This is a genomic window from Seonamhaeicola sp. ML3, assembly GCF_023273855.1.
Classification (GTDB): Bacteria; Bacteroidota; Bacteroidia; order Flavobacteriales; family Flavobacteriaceae; genus Seonamhaeicola.
In genome coordinates this window covers 129466-149796 of sequence record NZ_CP096884.1, presented here as the reverse complement: position 1 = coordinate 149796, position 20331 = coordinate 129466, and the positions used below count along the sequence as shown (strand labels likewise).

9 protein-coding genes and 1 tRNA gene are annotated in these 20331 nt (G+C 39.1%); 8 read left to right on the top strand and 2 right to left on the bottom strand.

Annotated elements, in window-relative coordinates; all coding sequences use genetic code 11:
• Positions 1-225: 225 nt before the first annotated feature.
• The 7 genes from M0214_RS00665 to M0214_RS00635 all read left to right on the top strand — a co-directional run bounded on the left by M0214_RS00665 (position 226) and on the right by M0214_RS00635 (position 16993).
• On the top strand, positions 226-12558 hold the full coding sequence (locus M0214_RS00665; RefSeq protein ID WP_248723555.1) for a gliding motility-associated C-terminal domain-containing protein: 12333 nt from the start codon (positions 226-228) through the stop codon (positions 12556-12558).
• 23 nt (positions 12559-12581) lie between these two features.
• Positions 12582-13532, top strand: coding sequence for a type IX secretion system membrane protein PorP/SprF (locus tag M0214_RS00660; RefSeq protein WP_248723554.1), 951 nt, complete (start codon positions 12582-12584; stop codon positions 13530-13532).
• A gap of 11 nt (positions 13533-13543) precedes the next feature.
• Complete coding sequence (locus tag M0214_RS00655) at positions 13544-15511, top strand: OmpA family protein (protein ID WP_248723553.1); 1968 nt, start codon at positions 13544-13546, stop codon at positions 15509-15511.
• Between the two features lie 108 nt (positions 15512-15619).
• Positions 15620-16162, top strand: coding sequence for an isopentenyl-diphosphate Delta-isomerase (gene idi / locus M0214_RS00650; protein ID WP_248723552.1), 543 nt, complete (start codon positions 15620-15622; stop codon positions 16160-16162).
• A complete protein-coding gene (locus M0214_RS00645; RefSeq protein ID WP_248723551.1) occupies positions 16143-16553 on the top strand; it encodes a 6-carboxytetrahydropterin synthase in 411 nt (136 codons plus the stop codon). The genes idi and M0214_RS00645 overlap by 20 nt, the downstream gene beginning before the upstream one ends.
• Positions 16554-16604: 51 nt before the next feature.
• Positions 16605-16859: a hypothetical protein gene (locus M0214_RS00640; protein ID WP_248723550.1), complete on the top strand. Its 255-nt coding sequence runs from the start codon at positions 16605-16607 to the stop codon at positions 16857-16859.
• A 60-nt stretch (positions 16860-16919) separates the two neighbouring features.
• Positions 16920-16993 (top strand) — tRNA-Thr (locus tag M0214_RS00635).
• Between the two features lie 61 nt (positions 16994-17054).
• Here M0214_RS00635 and M0214_RS00630 read toward each other — a convergent pair.
• Entirely contained in the window at positions 17055-17762 is a 708-nt protein-coding gene (locus M0214_RS00630; protein WP_248723549.1) for a DUF4369 domain-containing protein, read from the bottom strand.
• 47 nt (positions 17763-17809) lie between these two features.
• On the bottom strand, positions 17810-19114 hold the full coding sequence (locus tag M0214_RS00625; protein ID WP_248723548.1) for a DUF819 domain-containing protein: 1305 nt from the start codon (positions 19112-19114) through the stop codon (positions 17810-17812).
• Between the two features lie 537 nt (positions 19115-19651).
• Between M0214_RS00625 and M0214_RS00620 the strand changes: the two genes are divergently transcribed.
• Complete coding sequence (locus tag M0214_RS00620) at positions 19652-20317, top strand: M15 family metallopeptidase (RefSeq protein WP_248723547.1); 666 nt, start codon at positions 19652-19654, stop codon at positions 20315-20317.
• Positions 20318-20331: the final 14 nt, after the last annotated feature.

Below are 20331 nucleotides of genomic sequence, written 5' to 3'. Positions count from 1 at the left end.
ACTTGAAATCATTGTTATAAAAAAGTGACCTTAAATTTTGGTGAGTGTCACATAATTATATCATCAAGAGCTGGGACAATAAATTAAAATTAAAATTATTCTATAAAAATTTGGATAAATGCATTTCATCGAATATATTTGCATTTAATCGATTAAAGTTAAAGTCCCCTTTTACCAAAGCTTTTACTTTTTGATTGTAATTAATCTAATAATAACTTACTCTAAATGGACAATTACTTCCAATTCAAAGTAGCTAAGTGTGTTAAGTTTACGCTCTTGCTATTCGTTGTTTTTTTATTTGGTCACAGTTCTTTACAGGCACAATCGTGTACAATCAATGCAGGGTTAGACCAAACAATTTGTGTTAATGAAACGTTTCAACTAGATGGTACTACTCCAGATACTTATGCTGCTGGACCAACCTGGAGACAGGTAAGTGGACCAACAGTAATAATAAGCGATCCGTCTGACGAAGATCCCATTATTACTGGAGCTATTGCTGGAAACGTTTACATTTTTGAACTTTCGGCCGAGTGTTTTAATGGAGATACACCATCTCAAACGGTTAGTGTAACTGTAAACCCTATCACTATTGCAGATGCTGGTACTGGTTTAGATTCTTGTCCCGATAGTTCGGGGTCTTTGAATATTACCGGTAACTCTCCTTTAAATCCTGGAGAAACTGGCGTATGGACCATAGAGGGAGGTAATAATGCAGGAGTTACTATTAATCAACCAAATTCGGCCACTTCAACAATAAATTTGTCTGAGACCTCAGCAGGTAGTACAACATTACGTTGGACTATTTCCGGAAATGGTTGTTCCTCATTCGATGAAATTACGGTTACTAATTATGGTGGTCAGAGTCCTGTAGAGGCTGGTTCTGATCAGACGTTGTCTAACTGTTATACCGTTTCGCAAAGCACTAGTTTGAATGCATCATTTGCAGGAAATGGTGGAGGAGGACAAATAGGTACTTGGTCATTTGTATCGGGGCCGACAACTCCAACCATTAATAACTCGAATAGTAACACAACATCAGTTTCCGATTTATTTGAGGGAGTTTATGAATTTAGATGGGATGTAGTTGGGCCATGTGCGTCTGGTTCAGATACCGTAACGATTACCGTTCCGGCTGCTACACAAGATGTGTCTAATGCATCTATTTCAGATAATAATCAAAGATTTTGTGATGCTTCAATTACAGAAACTACATTAGTAGGGTCTTTACCAGATTTTACTAACGAAACTGTTGAATGGACCCAAATTTCAGGTCCTACGGCTACAATTACCATAGAAGATCCTACGAGCAGCACAACTAGGGTTACAGGTTTAACCGCACCCAATTCATATTCGTTTAGATATACGATAACTAATACCAACACCGGTTGTGATACTAGTGCAACTGTAAATTTAAGTTATAATTCAGATCCCGTAAGTATAACCGCAAATGGAGGAAACGATATTACTGGAGCTTGTGGCGATTTAACTTTTAATATTCCATATACTTCCTCAAGTGGTAATAGAACGGATTATAGTATAGTAAGTGGCCCAAGTGCTTCTTCTATAAGTTTTCCAACAGGTTATGTTAGTTTAGGGGGTTCTAATAATGGAACAGCTACAATTAATTTTGATGTAGCCGGAGTCTACACCGTTAATTTTAGAAGAAGAAGAACAGGGAATTTACTTGTTGGAGGTTGTGATGCAGCCAACAGTACAATTAATATTTATGTGTCAACAGAGGCTGTTGGTGCTAATGCAGGTACCGATCAAGATTTTATTTGTGGTCAGACCGATGGAAATTTAGCAGGAAGTGCTATTCAATTAGGTGAAAGTTCAATATGGTCTTTAATTAGCGGGCCGTCAGGAATGACAAATGCTGTAATAAGCGATAGGTTTGCTCAAGAGCCAGCGCTAATAGGTTTGTTGCCTGGTACTTATAATTTTACTTATACGGTTTTTGCAGGTAATGGCTGTGATGTACAGGAAGATAACGTAGAGATTAGAGTAGGGCCTTTAAGTAATTTACCAGTTGAAGCAGGAGTAAACCAATCGGTTTGTATTAGTGCTCCAGTTCAGTTGAATGCAGATACTCCTCGAGATAATCAAATAGGAGTTTGGTCTTCAGCAGATCCGGGTATAACATTCTCAGATGTTAATGACCCAAATGCAATAGCTTATGGTTTTACAACGGCTAATACCAGCTACACATTAACATGGACATTAGATGAAAGACCAGGAGAACTAGATTGTGCCTTGCCTGCTTCCGATACGGTTACTATTGATACAGGAAGTGAAGATTCACCAACTATAGCAGATGCTGGAGCTGATATTTGTCTGTCTTCTGGCACAAATAGTATTACAAATTTAAGTGCTAACACACCTGATACAGATGAAACAGGAACATGGACACAAATATCGGGTCCATCTTCGGTAGCTTTTGGAGACCTAAATGACCCAACTTCTGGTGTAACCGGTTTAGTAAATGGTCAATATGTATTTCAGTGGGAAATAGGGTATACGCCACCAACAACAAATACGTGTCCTTCAACTTCAGATCAAGTTGAAGTGGTTATTTCAGATACTACTGCTGCCATTGATGCAGGGCCAGATCAAACATTATGTCTAGACCCAGTTGGATTGTCATTCACAATGAATGCTGATGACCCAACGCCTTTTGGTGGTGTTGGAACTTGGAGTCTAGTATCTGGATTAACTGGTTTTACAGTTGATGATATTAATAGTCCAACAGCAGAATTCACTAATTTATTAGATGGAACCTATGTTTTTGAATGGGTAATTACTTATGGTAATTGTACAAGTGCAAATGCTGCCGACACAGTTACTATTGAGGTTGGTTTACCGGCTTCTGCAGCAAGTATAATAGGTGGAAATCGAACAGTGTGTGCAGATAATACAATAATATCGGCGACACCAATTTCTACTGGTACGGGCGTATGGACTGTAGTTTCAGGTCCCAATACACCAACAATAGCTTCACCTAATAGCGAAACAACCAATATAACAGGATTATATACTGGTAGTTATGTCTTCAGATGGACTGTATTTAGCGATTCTCCGTTATGTACCGATTCTACAGATGAGATTACTGTTGATGTATTTGCTCCAGCTACTTCGGCAGGTTCAGATCAAGACCTATGTGAGGTGAATAGTGTGTTCTTGGAGGCCACAACAGGTACTACAGGAACATGGAGTGTTCTCTCTGTTAATGGGGGCGCACCAACACCAGCTGAAATAGTTACGCATACACCAACGCAATCACCAAGTAACAGTAATACTGCAAATGCTACTGTTGTACCCGGAAATAGTTATGTGTTCAGGTATACAACAGATTATGTAGGGTGTTCCAATACACCACAAGATGTAGCTGTAACAGTCAGTAACGGTCCAAGTCAAAATCCAGATGCAGGTCAAGACCAAGTAGTTTGTACTGGAGGAGGACTAGGCTCTACAACAACAGCAACATTAACAACGGGTAATTTACCTGACCCTCCAGCGCCTCAAGTCCCCACAATTCCTGGGGATGTAACTTCAGAATGGCGACTAATTTCTCAACCATCAGGTTCAGGTCCTGTTACTATAGATACTCCTAATAACAGTGCTACTACAAATGTTAGTGGCCTACAGGAAGGGCTTTATATCTTTGAATTAAACTTTGATTCTAATTTCTGTGTCGATAAATCGGATTTTGTTAGAGTTGAAGTGTATAATGTCCCAGACCCAGTTGAGGCGGGACCTAATCAAACCAATGCATGTCAAACAGATTTTTTAACATCTGCTACGGCACCAACTTCTGGTATTGGAGCGTGGTCAATCATTAGCGGGCCTTCCGGACATTCAACAACAATAGACTTTCCAAATAATCCTATAACAGGAATGACTAATATTGAAGTTGGTACATATGTTCTTGAGTGGACGGTTTCCAACAACCCTCCACCATCAGACCCTCCTAGTCCATCAGATCCATTTCAAAGTCCATCACTATGTGCTCCTCAATCTGATACAGTTACAATCACCTTTACTGATACCCCACCATCTACTGCAGATGCTGGGCCAGATCAAGAGTTTTGTTCCGCTAATTTAACTAGTTTAGATGCTACTCCAGTAACAGTAGGAACTGGAACATGGACACAAACCGCAGGGAATCCAGCACTTATAGATTCACCAAATGACCCTAATACATTCGTTTTAGGTTTAAGTCAGGGAACTTATGAATTTACATGGACGGCTGAAAATGGAGGCTGTTCATCAGCTGATTCAATGCAGATAGTTATTTTTGCCGATCCTGTTTCAGCTGAAGCAGGGCCAAATCAAACCTTACAAGAATTAACTCCAGTTTTCTTAGGTGCAACTCCAGCTTCTACAGGAATAGGAACTTGGAGTCAAGTTTCGGGACCAACTACGGTTGGATTTGCAGATGCTAATGATCCAGGTACTCAAGTTACGGGCACGGCAGTTGGTACCTATGTTTTTGAATGGGCTGTTAGTAATGGAACTTGTAGCGAAGCAAGTGATACAATGACACTAACTATAACCCCAATTTCAGATTTGGAATTATCAAAAACAGTTGCTCCATCTTCTGTAAATGTTGGGGATATTGTAACGTTTACTATTTCTATTTTAAACAATGATAGTGTTTTGCCTAATTCAGATGCTATCGGCATTAGTGTTGAAGATGTATTGCCTCTAGGCTATTCCTTAGTACCAGGTACGGTATCTAACGGAGGGTCTTTTGAAGTGGCTACTCAAACCATTACATGGACCAATTTAAATATTGATAGTGGAGATACTTTAGATTTAACATTTAATGCCACAGTAAATGGTAGCGGAGCATATACAAATCTAGCAGAGATAACTGCAAGCGATAGTCTAGACCCAGATAGTACACCAGATAATGATGATGGAGATCAAAGTGAAGATGATGAGGACAATGCGTCTGTGACTATCCAGTCATCAGATTTATCGCTTCAAAAAGTAGCTTCTGCTTCAAATGTTAGTGTAGGAGACACGGTTATATTCACCATTACTGTTACGAATTCAGGAACAGATACTGCAACAAATGTTACCGTTCAGGATGAATTACCAATTGGCTTTACTTATCAAAGTGATAATTCCGGCGGAAATTATAATTCTAGTACAGGAGTTTGGAACATTGGTTCTGTAACCACATCAACACCAGCTACGATTAATATTACAACAACTGTAAATGCGCCAACCGGAGCCACTGGAGAATATAATAACATAGCTGAAATAGCAACTTCAGATCAAGCTGATCCAGATAGTACACCTGGTAATGATGATGGTGATCAAAGTGAAGATGATGAAGATGACGCTTCGGTAACTTTGGAAACAGCAGACCTTCAATTAACAAAAACGGCCGCCCCTGTTTCAGGAGCAGTCGGAGATATAGTAACCTTTTCAATTTTATTAGAAAACTTTGGACCTGGTGATGCTACAGGAATAGATATTGAAGACCTCTTACCCTCAGGTTATGATATAGTGCCGGGAACAATTTCAAATGGAGGAGTTTACATTATTGGAAACAATTCAATAGTATGGAGTGACTTATCTCTTAACAACGGACTTTCTAGAACATTAACTTACAATGTGATAATCAATGGCTCAGGAGATTATACTAATATTGCTCAAATTACAAATAGTGATTTACCTGACCCAGACAGTACACCTGATAATGACGATGGCGATCAAAGTGAAGATGACGAAGATGATGCCACATTTACAATTGAGCAAGCTGACTTAGAATTAACAAAAACAATAAGTTCAGGGAGCAGTGCGACTCCAAATATAGGAGATACGGTGACTTTTGAGATAATTGTTACTAATACTGGTCCTGATGATGCTACTGGCGTTGCAGTAATAGATTTAAATCCACCGGGTTTTAGCTCAATTACTAATGTTACAAATGGCGGTGTTGTAACAGATAATCAAATAGATTGGACAGGTTTAAATATTGCAAATGGAACCAGTATTACACTCAGTTATCAGGTTACAATTGAAGCTCCTATTGGTATACTAGATGAATACAGGAATTTTGCGGAGGTAACCGAAGCAGATCAATTCGACCCTGATAGCATACCAAATAATGATGATGGTACTCAAAGCGAAGATGATGAGGATAGTTATACAGTTGTACCACAAATTTCAGATCTATCCATAAACAAGACAGTGAGCGACGCTACGCCTAACGTAGGCGATGTGGTAACGTTCACCATCACGATAAGCAATTCCGGTGACGTAGCGGCAACCAACATATCGGTACAGGACGTGCTTCCTGTTGGATACAGTGCTATAGCCAACATCAGCAACTCTGGTGTAGCAACGAGCAACGTTATCGACTGGACGGGCCTTAGCGTACCGTTGGGTACGGATACGGTGACCCTGACCTTCGATGCTACCGTGGATGCCCCTACTGGAGCTACAAACGAGTACGTTAACCGAGTAAGGATAACAGCGGCCGACCAGTACGATACCGATAGCGACCCATCGACCGATGAATCGGCAGACGATATGGGCGACGGCATCGCGGACGACGATGAGGCGACTGCGGTAGTAGTGCCACAGCAATCGGATTTAAGTATAGTAAAAACGATAAACGATAACCTTCCCAATGTAGGGGATACGGTAACGTTCACCTTGACGGTGACCAACGCCGGACCTGACGTTGCTACGGGTGTATCGGTAGAGGATATTTTACCGGTAGGTTATACGTTAACATCAGTAAACGACGGCGGTTCCCAATCGGGCAACACGGCAACGTGGACTGGTCTTACGGTAGCTGCAAATAACGGTACAGTGGTATTGACGTACGAGGCCACTGTGAACGCTCCAACTGGAGCAGCGGGCGAGTACACCAACGTAGCACAGATAACCGCGAGCGACCAGTACGACCCTGACAGTGACCCGGCCACGGACGAGACCGTTGACGAGGACGGCGACACGGACGGAGACGACGATGACGAGGACAGCTTGACCATTGCGCCTGCACAGATAGACCTGTCCTTGGCAAAAAGCCTGTCATCTGGGAGTGCAACGCCTAACGTAGGCGACGTACTGACCTTCGAGCTGGTAATCAGCAACGCAGGGCCTCAGGATGCTACCAACGTATCGGTAGAGGATGTATTGCCTATAGGCTATACCTTGGGTACGGTGAACGATGCGGGAACAGGGGCCGGTAACACGGCAACTTGGACAGGCTTGTTCGTACCTGCAGCGGGAAGCATAACGGTGACCTATCAGGCGACCGTTAACGCACCTACCGGAGCAGCGGGAGAATATGGGAACGTAGCAGAAGTAACAGCTGCTGACCAATACGATACGGACAGTACGCCAAACAACGACGACGGCGACCAGAGCGAGGACGACGAGGACAACTTCACGGTTGTGCCACAGACATCCGATCTTTCAATAGATAAAACGGTAAGCGACACTACGCCGAACGTAGGTGATGTGATAACGTTCAATATCGCTATCAGCAACGCTGGGGCATCTGTTGCCACGGGTGTAAGCCTTGACGATGTACTGCCAGTGGGGTATACCTTGGTAGGTGGTTCGATAGACAACGGCGGTGTTTACAATGCCGGGGATACGACCATCACATGGGACGGATTGAACGTACCGTTGACAGGATTGGCGGTAAGCTACCAGGTAACGGTAAATGCCCCAACGGGAACTACTGGTGAATACAATAATACAGCGGAGATTACAGGAAGCGACCAATACGATACGGACAGTACGCCAAACAATGACGACGGCGACCAGAGCGAGGACGACGAGGACGACGAGACGGTAACACCGGAACAAGCGGACTTAGAGCTGGCCAAGGGCATCAGCTCAGGAAGCAGTGCCACTCCTAACGTGGGCGATACGGTTACCTTCGAAATCGTAGTGACCAACAACGGCCCGGATAGTGCCACAGGCGTATCGGTAACGGATATTGTTCCTGTGGGCTACAGCGGAATAACGAGCATAGACAACGGTGGTTCTGCAACGGGGAACCAGATAGACTGGACGGGATTGAGCATCGCCAACGGAGCGAGCATTACGTTGAGCTACCAGGTAACGGTGGGTGCACCGACTGGAGCGATCGGTGAGTATACCAATATCGCTGAAGTGTCTGCTGCCGACCAATACGACCCAGACAGTGATCCTGATAACGACGACGGCGACCAGAGTGAGGACGAGGAGGACAGCTTCACGGTGACCCCTCAGACCTCGGATCTATCCATAAACAAGACCGTGAGCGATGCTACCCCTAACGTAGGGGACACAGTGACGTTCACCATCACGATAAGCAATGCCGGCGACGTAGCGGCGACAGGAGTATCAGTACAGGATGTATTGCCTGTTGGATACAGTGCGATAGCCAACATCAGCAACTCTGGTGTAGCAACGGGCAACGTTATCGACTGGACGGGCCTTAGCGTACCGTTGGGTACGGATACGGTGACCCTGACCTTCGATACTACCGTGGATGCCCCTACTGGAGCTGCAAACGAGTACGTTAACCGAGTAAGGATAACCGTGGCCGACCAGTACGATACCGATAGCGATCCATCGACCGATGAATCGGCAGACGATATGGGCGACGGTATCTCTGACGACGATGAGGCGACTGCGGCAGTAGTGCCACAGCAATCGGATTTAAGTATAGTAAAAACGATAAACGATAACCTTCCCAATGTAGGTGATACGGTAACCTTCACCTTGACGGTGACCAACGCCGGACCTGACGTAGCTACGGGTGTATCGGTAGAGGATATTTTACCGGTAGGTTATACGTTAACATCAGTAAACGACGGCGGTTCTCAATCAGGGAACACGGCAACGTGGACAGGATTGACGGTAGCTGCAAATAACGGTACGGTGGTATTGACATACGAGGCAACGGTAAACGCACCTACGGGGGCCAGCGGGGAGTACACGAACGTAGCCCAGATAACCGCGAGCGACCAGTACGATCCTGACAGTGACCCGACCACGGACGAGACCGTTGACGAGGACGGTGACACGAACGGTGACGACGATGACGAGGACGAACTCACTATCGTTCCAGCACAAGCAGATTTATCATTGACTAAATTTGTCGTTGATGGTGACTTGACACCGTTAATAGGTTCTGAAATTACATTTGAGATTAGAGTGTTTAATGATGGACCACAAGATGCTACTGGAGTAGAAGTAGTAGACTTATTACCATCAGGATATGACTTTATATTATACAGTTCAACAGCCGGATTATATGATGAGAATACAGGTGTTTGGAATATAGGAAGTGTAAGAGCAGGGGAGTATGAATCTTTATTAATTGATGTTTTAGTAAATGCAACAGGTGATTATTTAAATATTGCTGAAGTTACGGCATCAGATGTATATGATATAGATTCTACACCAAACAATGATGACGGAGATCAAAGTGAAGATGATGAAGATAATGCAGTAGTTACACCGGTAACTCCTATTGCGGATCTTTCAATTGATAAAATAGTAGTAGATGGAGATACGTCTCCATTAGTGGGAACTGAGATTACATTCCAAATTTCATTGACTAATGACGGTCCGCAGGATGCTACAGGCGTAGAGGTAGTTGATTTATTACCATCAGGATACGACTTTATATTATTTAGTGCATCATCTGGAACTTATGACGAAAATACAGGAGTATGGAATGTCGGAACGGTTATGAACGGATCTACAGAAACTCTATTGATTGATGTCCTTGTAAATCCAACCGGAGATTACGTAAACGTAACAGAGGTTATTGCTTCCGATATTTTAGATATAGATTCTACACCAAACAATGATGACGGCGATCAAAGTGAAGATGATGAAGATAATGCAGTAGTTACACCGGTAACTCCAACAGCTGACCTTTCATTAGACAAAATAGTTGTTGATGGAGATACGTCTCCATTAATGGGAACTGAAATTACATTCCAAATTTCGGTAACAAATGATGGTCCTGAAGATGCTACTGGAGTAGAAGTTGTAGATTTACTGCCATCAGGATTTGACTTTATATTATTCAGTGCTTCATCAGGTTCTTATGATGAAAATACCGGAGTATGGAATGTTGGAACTGTAGCTAATGGAGCAACAGAAACATTATTAATAGATGTTCTTGTCAATACATCAGGTGACTATGTGAATGTAGCAGAAATAACGGCCTCAGATATATTGGATCTTGATTCAACACCAAATAATGATGACGGTGATCAAAGTGAAGATGATGAAGATAATGCAGTAGTTACACCAGTAACTCCAATGGCAGACCTTTCATTAAACAAAGTAGTTGTAGATGGAGATACATCTCCATTAGTAGGAACTGAAATCACGTTCCAAATAACTGTGACTAATGATGGTCCTGAAGATGCCACGGGAGTAGAAATAATAGATTTACTACCATCAGGATTTGATTTCATCTTATTCAGTTCAACTGCAGGAACCTACAATGAAAACACAGGATTATGGAATGTTGGAACTGTTAGCGCTGGTGAAACACAGACCTTATTGATAGATGTGTTGGTTAATCCAACCGGAGATTACGTGAATATAGCTCAGGTAACAGCTTCGGATGTTTTAGATAACGATTCTACACCAAACAATGATGACGGTGATCAAAGTGAAGATGATGAAGATAACGAAGTCATTACACCAATAGCTTCAGTTGCAGATTTATCTTTAACCAAAGACGTTGTGGACGGTGATTTAACCCCTCTAGTTGGTTCTGAAATCACATTCATCTTAACCATTACTAATGATGGTCCTGAAGATGCCACAGGTGTTGAAGTAACAGATTTATTACCATCAGGTTTCGACTTTGTACTGTTCAGTTCAACATCAGGAACTTATAATGAAAACACAGGAGTATGGAATGTAGGAACTGTAGCTAACGGAGCAACAGAAACCCTATTGATTGATGTACTTGTAAATACATCTGGCGACTACTTGAATATAGCTCAAGTAACAGCATCCGATGTGTTGGATAATGATTCGTCACCAAATAACGACGATGGAGACCAAAGTGAAGATGATGAAAATAATGTATTGGTAACTCCAGTTGAGGCCATGGCAGACTTGTCATTACAAAAAACGGTCGTTGATGGTGATGTTACACCTAATGTTGGTGATGAGATTACCTTCCAAATAACGGTAACGAACTTTGGACCAGATGCTGCTACAGGTGTAGAGGTAACCGATATTTTACCTTCTGGATTCGACTTCATTTTATACAGTGCTACCTCTGGATTATATGATGAAAGTACTGGAGTTTGGAATGCCGGAACCATTCAAAGTGGAAGCTCTCAAATATTATTTATTGATGTGTTGGTCAATGCACCAACAGGAGCAACCAATGAATACCTGAACACAGCCCAGATAACAGGCAGTGATGTTCTTGACCCTGATTCTGCACCAAACAATGATGACGGTGATCAAAGTGAGGATGATGAAGATGGTATCTTAATTCTAACTGAAACAGCTGATTTAAGTTTAAGCAAATCGGTTAGTAATGTCGATGCCAATGTTGGAGAAGTTATAACCTTTACACTTCAAATTGATAACGCTGGAGCTAACGAAGCTACTGGTGTTGCCATAGAAGATATTGTGCCAGTTGGTTACAGTAATATTGTCAATATTAGTAATAGTGGATTCATAGATGATGACGAAATCATCTGGAATAACTTAACAGTACCATTAACAGGTTTGACTATCACTTATCAGGCAACGGTTAATATGCCAACACTAGTTGATGGTGAATATGTTAACGTTGCAGAAATTATTGCAGCAGATCAATGGGATCCAGATAGTACACCAAATAATGACAATGGTGACCAAAGTGAAGATGATGAAGACAATGCTCAAATAAATACACCAATAGTTGATATTGAGATTGTAAAAGAAGTGAGTGATGCTAACCCAAGTATTTTAGATGTAATAACGTTTACAATATCTGCGTCGAACTTAGGAGGCATAGATGCAACATCTGTAGAAATATTAGATGTGTTGCCTCAAGGGTATCGTTTTGAATCGGCTACAGTTTCATCAGGAAATTACAGCGAGGAGACAAGTGTTTGGCAAGTACCTTTAATAGGGGCTGGCTTAACTGAAATATTAGAAATAACAGTAACGGTGTTAGATGTAAACGATTATCTAAACACAGCTTCATTACAATTCTTAGATCAAATTGATTCTAACGGAAGTAATGATTCTGATACAGCTACTGTTGATCCAGAGTGTTTAACAATTTATAACGAGTTCTCGCCTAACGGAAACGGAAAGAATGAGTTCTTCTATATAGATTGTATTAACAATTATCCTAATAATACTTTAAAGATTTATAACAGATGGGGTAACCTAGTTTACACCAAAGAAGGTTATGACAACACATTTGATGGAGTGTCTAACGGACGATCTGTTCTAAACAAAAACGAAAAGCTACCTGTTGGAACGTACTATTATGTACTGGACCTAGGAGATGGCTCTAAACAAAAAGCAGGATGGTTATATTTAGTAAGGTAATAACGGATAAAAAAATTAAGAAGATGTTTTCAAAATATAAAAATATAGATAAAAACACCAAGCAAAGCTTGTCAATAAGCACCTTTGTGTTAGCGCTGTTATTAACGTTTACTGGTAATGCACAGCAAGACCCTCAGTTCACAGATTATATGTTCAACACCTTAACCGTAAATTCGGCTTATGCTGGGTCTAGGGGACACTTAACCGTAACAGGTTTGCACAGAACCCAATGGGTAGGACTGGACGGAGCTCCAGAGACTCAAACATTTAGTATTGAGTCTCCGGTTGGGAAAAATGTTGGTTTAGGATTTTCTATTGTAAACGATAGAGTAGGCCCTTCAGATGAGTTTTTCTTTGATGCCAATTTCTCATATACGGTACACTTAAATGATAATAGTAAATTATCCTTCGGAATTAAAGGTGGTGGAAGAATGCTAAATGTTGATTTCACTAAAGGCTTATACCAAGAATCTGAAGCAATTTTTCAGAATAACATAAACAATAAGTTCTTGGCAACAATAGGAGCCGGAATATATTGGCACAATGAAGATACTTATGTTGGATTATCTGTACCTAATTTTTTGACCGATGAGCATTATGATGAAATTCAAGATGCCGTTGCAGCCGAAAGATTGCATTATTTCTTAATTGCAGGAAAGGTGTTTGATTTAAGCCCCACTGTGAAATTCAAACCAGCTTTCTTAGGGAAGTTTGTGGTTGGAGCACCTATAATAGCAGATGTTTCAGCAAACTTTTTGTTCAATGAAACTTTACGATTAGGCGTAGCATATCGATGGGATGACTCTGTTAGTGGATTGATTGGTTTGCAATTAAGTCCTCAGCTCATGGTTGGTTATGCATATGATTACACAACCACTGAACTTCAGAATTTTAATAACGGAACACATGAGATTATGATACGTTTCGAATTAAAATCGAAAGAAAAACAATTAAAATCACCTCGTTTCTTTTAACATAAATAACTATGAGAAAAATATTAATTATAACGGTTTTATGTTTGTCTAGCTTCGGGTTCTCTCAAAGCGGAATCAAGAAGGCAGATAAATTATTTGACAAATTATGGTACAAAGAAGCGGCAGTTTTATATGAAACGGAACTAAGAACTTTTCTTAATAAAAGTGATTACGACGAAGCCGAATATAAAAGATTGCTTCAAAGAACAGGTGATGCCTACTTCTTTAATACCGATATGGAGGATGCCTATAAGTGGTACGATAAGTTGGTTTCTGAGTTTTACTCGAGCGTTGAATCAGAGTATATCTTTAGATACGCCCATACGTTACAAGGTATTGGTAAACATAAGGATGCCAAGCGTTGGATGAAAGAGTTTTCTAAAAGAACAAAAAAGGAAGACATTAGAGCCAAACATTTAAGTCAAGAAGAATTAACAGTTGAAGATATCCTTGATTTGGAATCGAGATTTACTTTAAAGAATGTGTCGGTTAATACCAAGTATTCAGATTTTGGTGCGCAATATTACAAAGATCAATTGATTTTTTCTTCGGCGGTAGATTCCTCTGTATTTCACACAAGGGTTTATCATTGGAATGAACAACCTTTCTTGAATATGTTTGTTGGAGACCTTAACGAAATAGAATCAGACTTGCGACAATCAGGTGAATTTTCAGAAGCATTGAATACCAAGTATCACGAGGCTACATTGGCTTTTTCGCCAGATGAAACCAAAGTATATTTCACCAGAAATAATTACAATGGCGATTTAGGTAGAGATAATAAAGGCACCAATCATTTAAAGTTATACAGCGCAGAACTTTTAAAAGACGAAGAAGGTGCATTAACATGGCAAAATGTGATGGAACTTCCATTTAATAGTGAAGATTATTCTGTTGGACATCCAACGGTGAGTGAAGATGGTAAGTTGTTATACTTTGTTTCAGATATGCCCGGATCTATTGGTGCAACCGATATTTTTGTGGTAGATATTTTAGAAGATGGCTATTCGCAACCAAGAAATCTGGGAGAAAACGTAAATACAGCAGGAAGGGAGATGTTTCCCTTTATTACCAATAACTCTTTGTATTTGGCTTCAGATGGACATTTAGGCCTAGGTGGTTTGGATGTTTACCAAAGTAAAATTATTGATGAAAACTTTACTAAGCCACAAAATTTAGGAGCACCTTTAAACAGTGAAATGGATGATTTCGGATTTATTATTAAAGAGGCAGAGGACAGAGGGTTTGTATGTTCAAACCGATTGACCGGAAAAGGAGATGACGATATTTACTCTTTTGTTAGATTACCGGAACCATCGTGCGACCAATTAATTAAGGGTTACGTGTCTAATGCTTTAACCGGTGAGCGTATAGCAAATGTAAAAATGGCTTTAGTTTCACAAGAAGGCGATGAGTTAGCGAGTTCTGTAACCGATCTTAATGGCGCTTACAAATTCAATCAGACTTTAAACTGTGGAACGCCTTACAAAGTAATAGCTACAAAAACTGGGTATACCGAGAAAGATAAGCTGGTAAAAACACTAGATGAATCTGGTGAGACCATTGTGCCTTTAGGTTTAGAGACTTTAAATAGGTTAATTGTTGAGGAAGATGGTTTACTAAAAATCAAAATCGGTATAATCTATTTCGATTTAGATAAATCATTTATTCGTAATGATGCCTCTATTGAGTTGAATAAAGTTGTTTTGTTAATGATGCAATACCCTAATATGGTTATTAAGATTGAAAGCCATACAGATTCTAGAAATACACATGAGTATAATCTAGATTTATCTGATAGAAGAGCAAAATCTACTAGAGATTATATTATTAGTCAAGGGATTGAAGCGAGCAGAATTGAAAGCGCTAAGGGCTATGGAGAGACTCAGTTGATTAATAACTGTTCGGACGGTGTAAGCTGTTCAGAAGAAGATCATCAACTTAACAGAAGGTCTGAGTTTATAATTATAAAGATGTAAATTTCAAGACGTATTATTAATATTAGAAAGCACTTAAGGATTTAAGTGCTTTTTTATTTGTTCTTGTTTTGCAAACAAGTATAATTTTGTTTGTATTTTTGTTATGCTATGGAAGAAGAAAAAGTAATTCTTGTAAACGAAAACGATGAGCAAATAGGTCTGATGCCTAAAATGGAAGCTCATAAAAAGGCGGTACTACATCGTGCGTTTTCGGTTTTTGTCTTTAATGATAAAAATGAATTAATGCTCCAACAAAGAGCATTAGATAAATACCATTCTCCAGGACTTTGGACAAACACTTGTTGTAGTCACCAGCGGGATGGTGAGAGTAATATTCAAGCTGGAAAAAGAAGATTGCAAGAGGAAATGGGGTTTGTTACAGAGCTTCAAGAGTCTATTTCATTTATGTATAAAGCGCCTTTCGATAATGGGCTTACAGAACATGAATATGACCATGTTTTATTGGGGAAATACAATGATGAGCCAATAATCAACCCTAATGAAGTTGCTAGCTGGAAGTGGATGCCTTTAGAGGCTGTGAAGCTTGACATAAGTTTAAATCCAGCTTTGTATACAGAATGGTTTAAGGTAATTTTCGATAAATTCTACGAACATATAAACGTAACTGCAAATGAGAGTAACAGTAAGTAGAAAAGCGCACTTTAATGCTGCTCACAGACTTTATAGAAAAGATTGGAGCGATGAAAAAAACGAATCGGTTTTTGATAAATGTAATAATCCTTATTTCCATGGGCATAATTACGAGCTAATAGTAAGCGTTACAGGCGAAATAGATAAGGAAACAGGTTATGTTGTAGACATGAAGGTTTTAAAGCAAATCATAAAAGAGGAAGTAGAAGAGGCTTTTGATCATAAAAACCTAAATATTGAAGTACCAGAATTTAAAGATTTAAACCCAACAGCTGAAAATATATCGGTAGTTATCTACAATAAAATGAGACCCAAAATAGATGCCGATTTAGATTTAGAGATTACCTTATACGAAACACCAAGAAACTTTGTTACCTATTCAGGAAACTAATTTGTTGTTGAAATAATTATTTATATTTAGTTAAACTAAAAACCCTTAATAATGGCGAGTAAAAGAGACCTTAAAAAAGATATCAATAATGTATTAGGAGATGTTATTGGAGAAGCTTTAGAGCACTTAGATAAAAATGCAGAAAAAAGCGAAGCTATAGTAGACGAAGCTATAGCAACTTTTGACGATTTGATAGCTCAAGTAAATAAAAGAAATGTAGATAACGCCAAGGCACATTTCAAATCAATAAGTAGCCAGCTGGAAGATAAAGGTAAAGCCTTATTAGGTAAAATTAATAAGTTGTAATTATTTTTATCAAGAGTGTTGCAAATTATAAATTAGATTTTATATTTGCACCCGTTAAAAGCCGATATAGCTCAGCTGGCTAGAGCAGCTGATTTGTAATCAGCAGGTCGTGGGTTCGAGTCCCTCTATCGGCTCAAAAAAAAGACCTTCCATTACGGAAGGTCTTTTTTGTTATATCTATGAAGATGTTTTTCGCTATTCACTTTGCGATTCCTTTGCTTTAATTTTAGCAATAAAAGCTTCTAATTCTTTACCATATTTAGATGCTTTTACTTTTGGAGATAAAGAATTGTTTATGGTATCTAATAAGTTAAGTCTTGCATCATAAATTTCGGCTAAAGCAAGATAAGGGGCTACTTCACTGTCGCTGTGATTAAGCGCAAAATTTACGGTATACAAATATTTGCGTTTTAATAAGCTGTTAGAATGTTTTTGAATGGCGTTCAGTTTGGCCGTGTCACCAATTTTTTGCGCTTCAAAAGACTCTTTGATAATCTCTAAGTTTTCATTTTTAAATCGTGAGTCGATTTTTAGATATTCCTCAAAAACCTTTTGTTGATCACTGCCTGTAATTTTTGGCTCGAACGCAAAATATTTCAAAGAGGTTTTTATTTCTGTAATGCCCTTATCTGCAAAGAACGATATATGGTCTTCTACATCACTGTTTTTATCTAGGTATAGATAATACATTTCCGGAGACTCTAGCTTACTGTGAAGTACCAATGTAGACGCTCCATTAACCGATACTGAATCTACAGTAACCAGACTTGTATCGTTAATTTTTTTTAGGTAAATCGTTCCTTTTTTAAGACCCTCTACGTCTACTTTAACCGTTAGGTCGTGCTTTTCCTCACCACAGCTAATAATTAACAATGCAAGAAATAAGAGTGCTATTTGTTTCATTTAGATTTTTGTTTGCTGGCAAATATCTTATAAAAATTAATTATTTGCTAACCTCCCGCGGCAATTTTCATTAACTCTGCACAAAGCATGGCTCCATAAGTACCAACAACATAACCAAATACCGCAAGCAGAACGCCAACAGTGGCCAAAGATGGGTGAAAAGCTGCAGCTACTACTGGAGCAGATGCGGCACCACCTATGTTCGCTTTACTTCCAATTGCCAAGAAAAAGTAAGGCGCTTTGATGATTTTAGCCACCACAACCAATAAACCAACATGAATTGCCATCCAAACGAGGCCAACAAAAATTAGACCTGGGTTATCAGCAATTTTAGTCAAATCCATTTTCATACCTATACTAGCAACAAGGATATAGATAAACACACTTCCAATTTTACTTGCCCCGGCACCTTCGTATTGTTTGAATTTGGTAAACGATAACAAAATGCCTAGAGCAGTGGCTATTGTTATCATCCAAAAGAATTGAGATCCAAATGATGACATAGCTGATGACTTGTCTCTAACCAATTCAAAATTAGATAGTAATAACTCGGATATTAAGTTAGCTCCAAAATGTGCTATACCTACAACGGTGAACGCAATACCTAATATAACCATCAGGTCGCTAAGTGTTGGGTTTCTTGAAATCTTAGCAGAGTAGGACGATACTTTTGCTTTAAGAGCTTCAATGGCGGTATTGTCTGCTTTTAACCACTTATCTATTTTTTCTGATTTGCCAATCCCTAGTAATAAAATAGCCATCCATATGTTGGCAACAACGATATCTACAATGACCATTCCAGCATAATTATCGGTATTATATTGATAGATTTCTAACATAGCAGCCTGATTGGCACCTCCTCCAATCCAGCTCCCAGCCAAAGTGGCCAATCCTCTCCAAACAGCATCAGGGCCAATACCGCCGACGGTTTCTGGAGAAACTATTGATATTAACAAAATGGCTAAGGGTCCGCCGATAATCACACCAATGGTTCCAGTCAAGAACATTACCAGTGCTTTTGCCCCAAGGTTATATATGGCTTTTAAATTGATACTTAAAGTCATTAGAACCAAAGCAGCGGGCAATAAAAACCTACTGGCTATATAATACACCTGGGATTTATGTTCTATTGTTTCCCCAGATTCACTAACAGTAGTCCATTCTGGTGCTATGATTCCCAGAGTAGTTAGGGCACCAGGAAGCATATAAGCCATCAGTAATGCGGGTATGTAATTGTAAAATGATTTCCAGAAATTTTTTTTACTTGATGATGTAAAAAAAACAAAACCGAGTGCAAGCATTAACAGACCAAAAACAATGCTGTCGTCTGTAAATAGTGGTTTAGTACTCATTAAAAGTATTTTATGAATTAAATGACAAGATATATAAAATTAAACGAGGAGTGTTTTTTAGTTTGGCACGATGCTTGTTTATTAAAAAGTATATTCATTCAATTATTATATAGTTTATTGAGTGGTTACTTTAAACTTAATAATTGTAATTCATATTTTTGGTTGGTTAGTTAGTAAAAGAGCACCTTTTTAAGGTGCTTTTTTTATGGGTTAATTTGTTTTTCAATTTCAATACCATACGTTTTATCGGTGAAATACATGTTTTCATCTTTAAATGTTAAAATAAAATGCATTACATCGATTAATATGGTTTTTAATCGTTTGTAATTGAAATATAATTCTATCTTTGAAGTGTACTAAATAACACACTTTTTAGTTCAATGGATTAATTAATTAATATTTGCATTATGTTGTCGATATAGAGACCCTAAATCTACTTCGTAATAAAAAAGCAAATTAAGAAAAGACCGAGTTTGAGGGAACTCGGTTTTTTTGTTTTTATAACTTTCCTAACTTTTTTATCTAAATTAGCATGGAATGAAAACCCTTGTGAAATTCATAATATTCTTATTCTTAAATACTGCGTTTTCCCAGTTACAGCAAGGTTTTGTGTATGTTAAAGAAGTTATCCCCAATATAGAAGTAGAATTAAGATATTATTCAAATGAAAATTTCTTAGGTAGAAGAGTAGACGGTTATGAAGCTAATAAACTCCTACTCACAAAGGAAACGGCCGAGGCACTTAAATTGGTTCAAGAGGAATTAAATAAAAAAGGGTTAAGTCTCAAAGTTTTTGACGGCTATAGACCCCAAACAGCTGTTAATCATTTTATCCGTTGGGCAAAAGATTTAAATGATACCCTTAACAAATCTATTTATTATCCCGATGTGAAGAAGCGGAATCTTTTTAAGGAAGAATATATAGCCGCCAGGTCAGGACATAGTAAAGGAAGTACGGTTGACTTGACTATTATAGACACTATTACTTGTGAACCCCTAGATATGGGGAGTGTTTTTGATTTTTTTGGTATGCAATCATGGGTGAAATATGATAAAATTACTCAAGAGCAGAGAAGCAATAGGAAGTTTTTACAAGCTATTATGCTTAAGTACGGTTTTAAAAATTACCCAAAGGAATGGTGGCATTTCACACTAAAAGATGAGCCATATCCTAAAACTTATTTCGATTTTCCCGTAAAATAAAACCCGCTAATCTT

Bases quoted from the DNA above. Each gene is read 5' to 3' on its own strand.
- idi (WP_248723552.1), top strand. From the start codon at position 15,620: ATGGAAGAAGAAAAAGTAATTCTTGTAAACGAAAACGATGAGCAAATA.
- M0214_RS00640 (WP_248723550.1), top strand. From the start codon at position 16,605: ATGGCGAGTAAAAGAGACCTTAAAAAAGATATCAATAATGTATTAGGA.
- M0214_RS00655 (WP_248723553.1), top strand. From the start codon at position 13,544: ATGAGAAAAATATTAATTATAACGGTTTTATGTTTGTCTAGCTTCGGG.
- M0214_RS00630 (WP_248723549.1), bottom strand. From the start codon at position 17,762: ATGAAACAAATAGCACTCTTATTTCTTGCATTGTTAATTATTAGCTGT.
- M0214_RS00645 (WP_248723551.1), top strand. From the start codon at position 16,143: ATGAGAGTAACAGTAAGTAGAAAAGCGCACTTTAATGCTGCTCACAGA.
- M0214_RS00660 (WP_248723554.1), top strand. From the start codon at position 12,582: ATGTTTTCAAAATATAAAAATATAGATAAAAACACCAAGCAAAGCTTG.
- M0214_RS00625 (WP_248723548.1), bottom strand. From the start codon at position 19,114: ATGAGTACTAAACCACTATTTACAGACGACAGCATTGTTTTTGGTCTG.
- M0214_RS00665 (WP_248723555.1), top strand. From the start codon at position 226: ATGGACAATTACTTCCAATTCAAAGTAGCTAAGTGTGTTAAGTTTACG.
- M0214_RS00620 (WP_248723547.1), top strand. From the start codon at position 19,652: ATGAAAACCCTTGTGAAATTCATAATATTCTTATTCTTAAATACTGCG.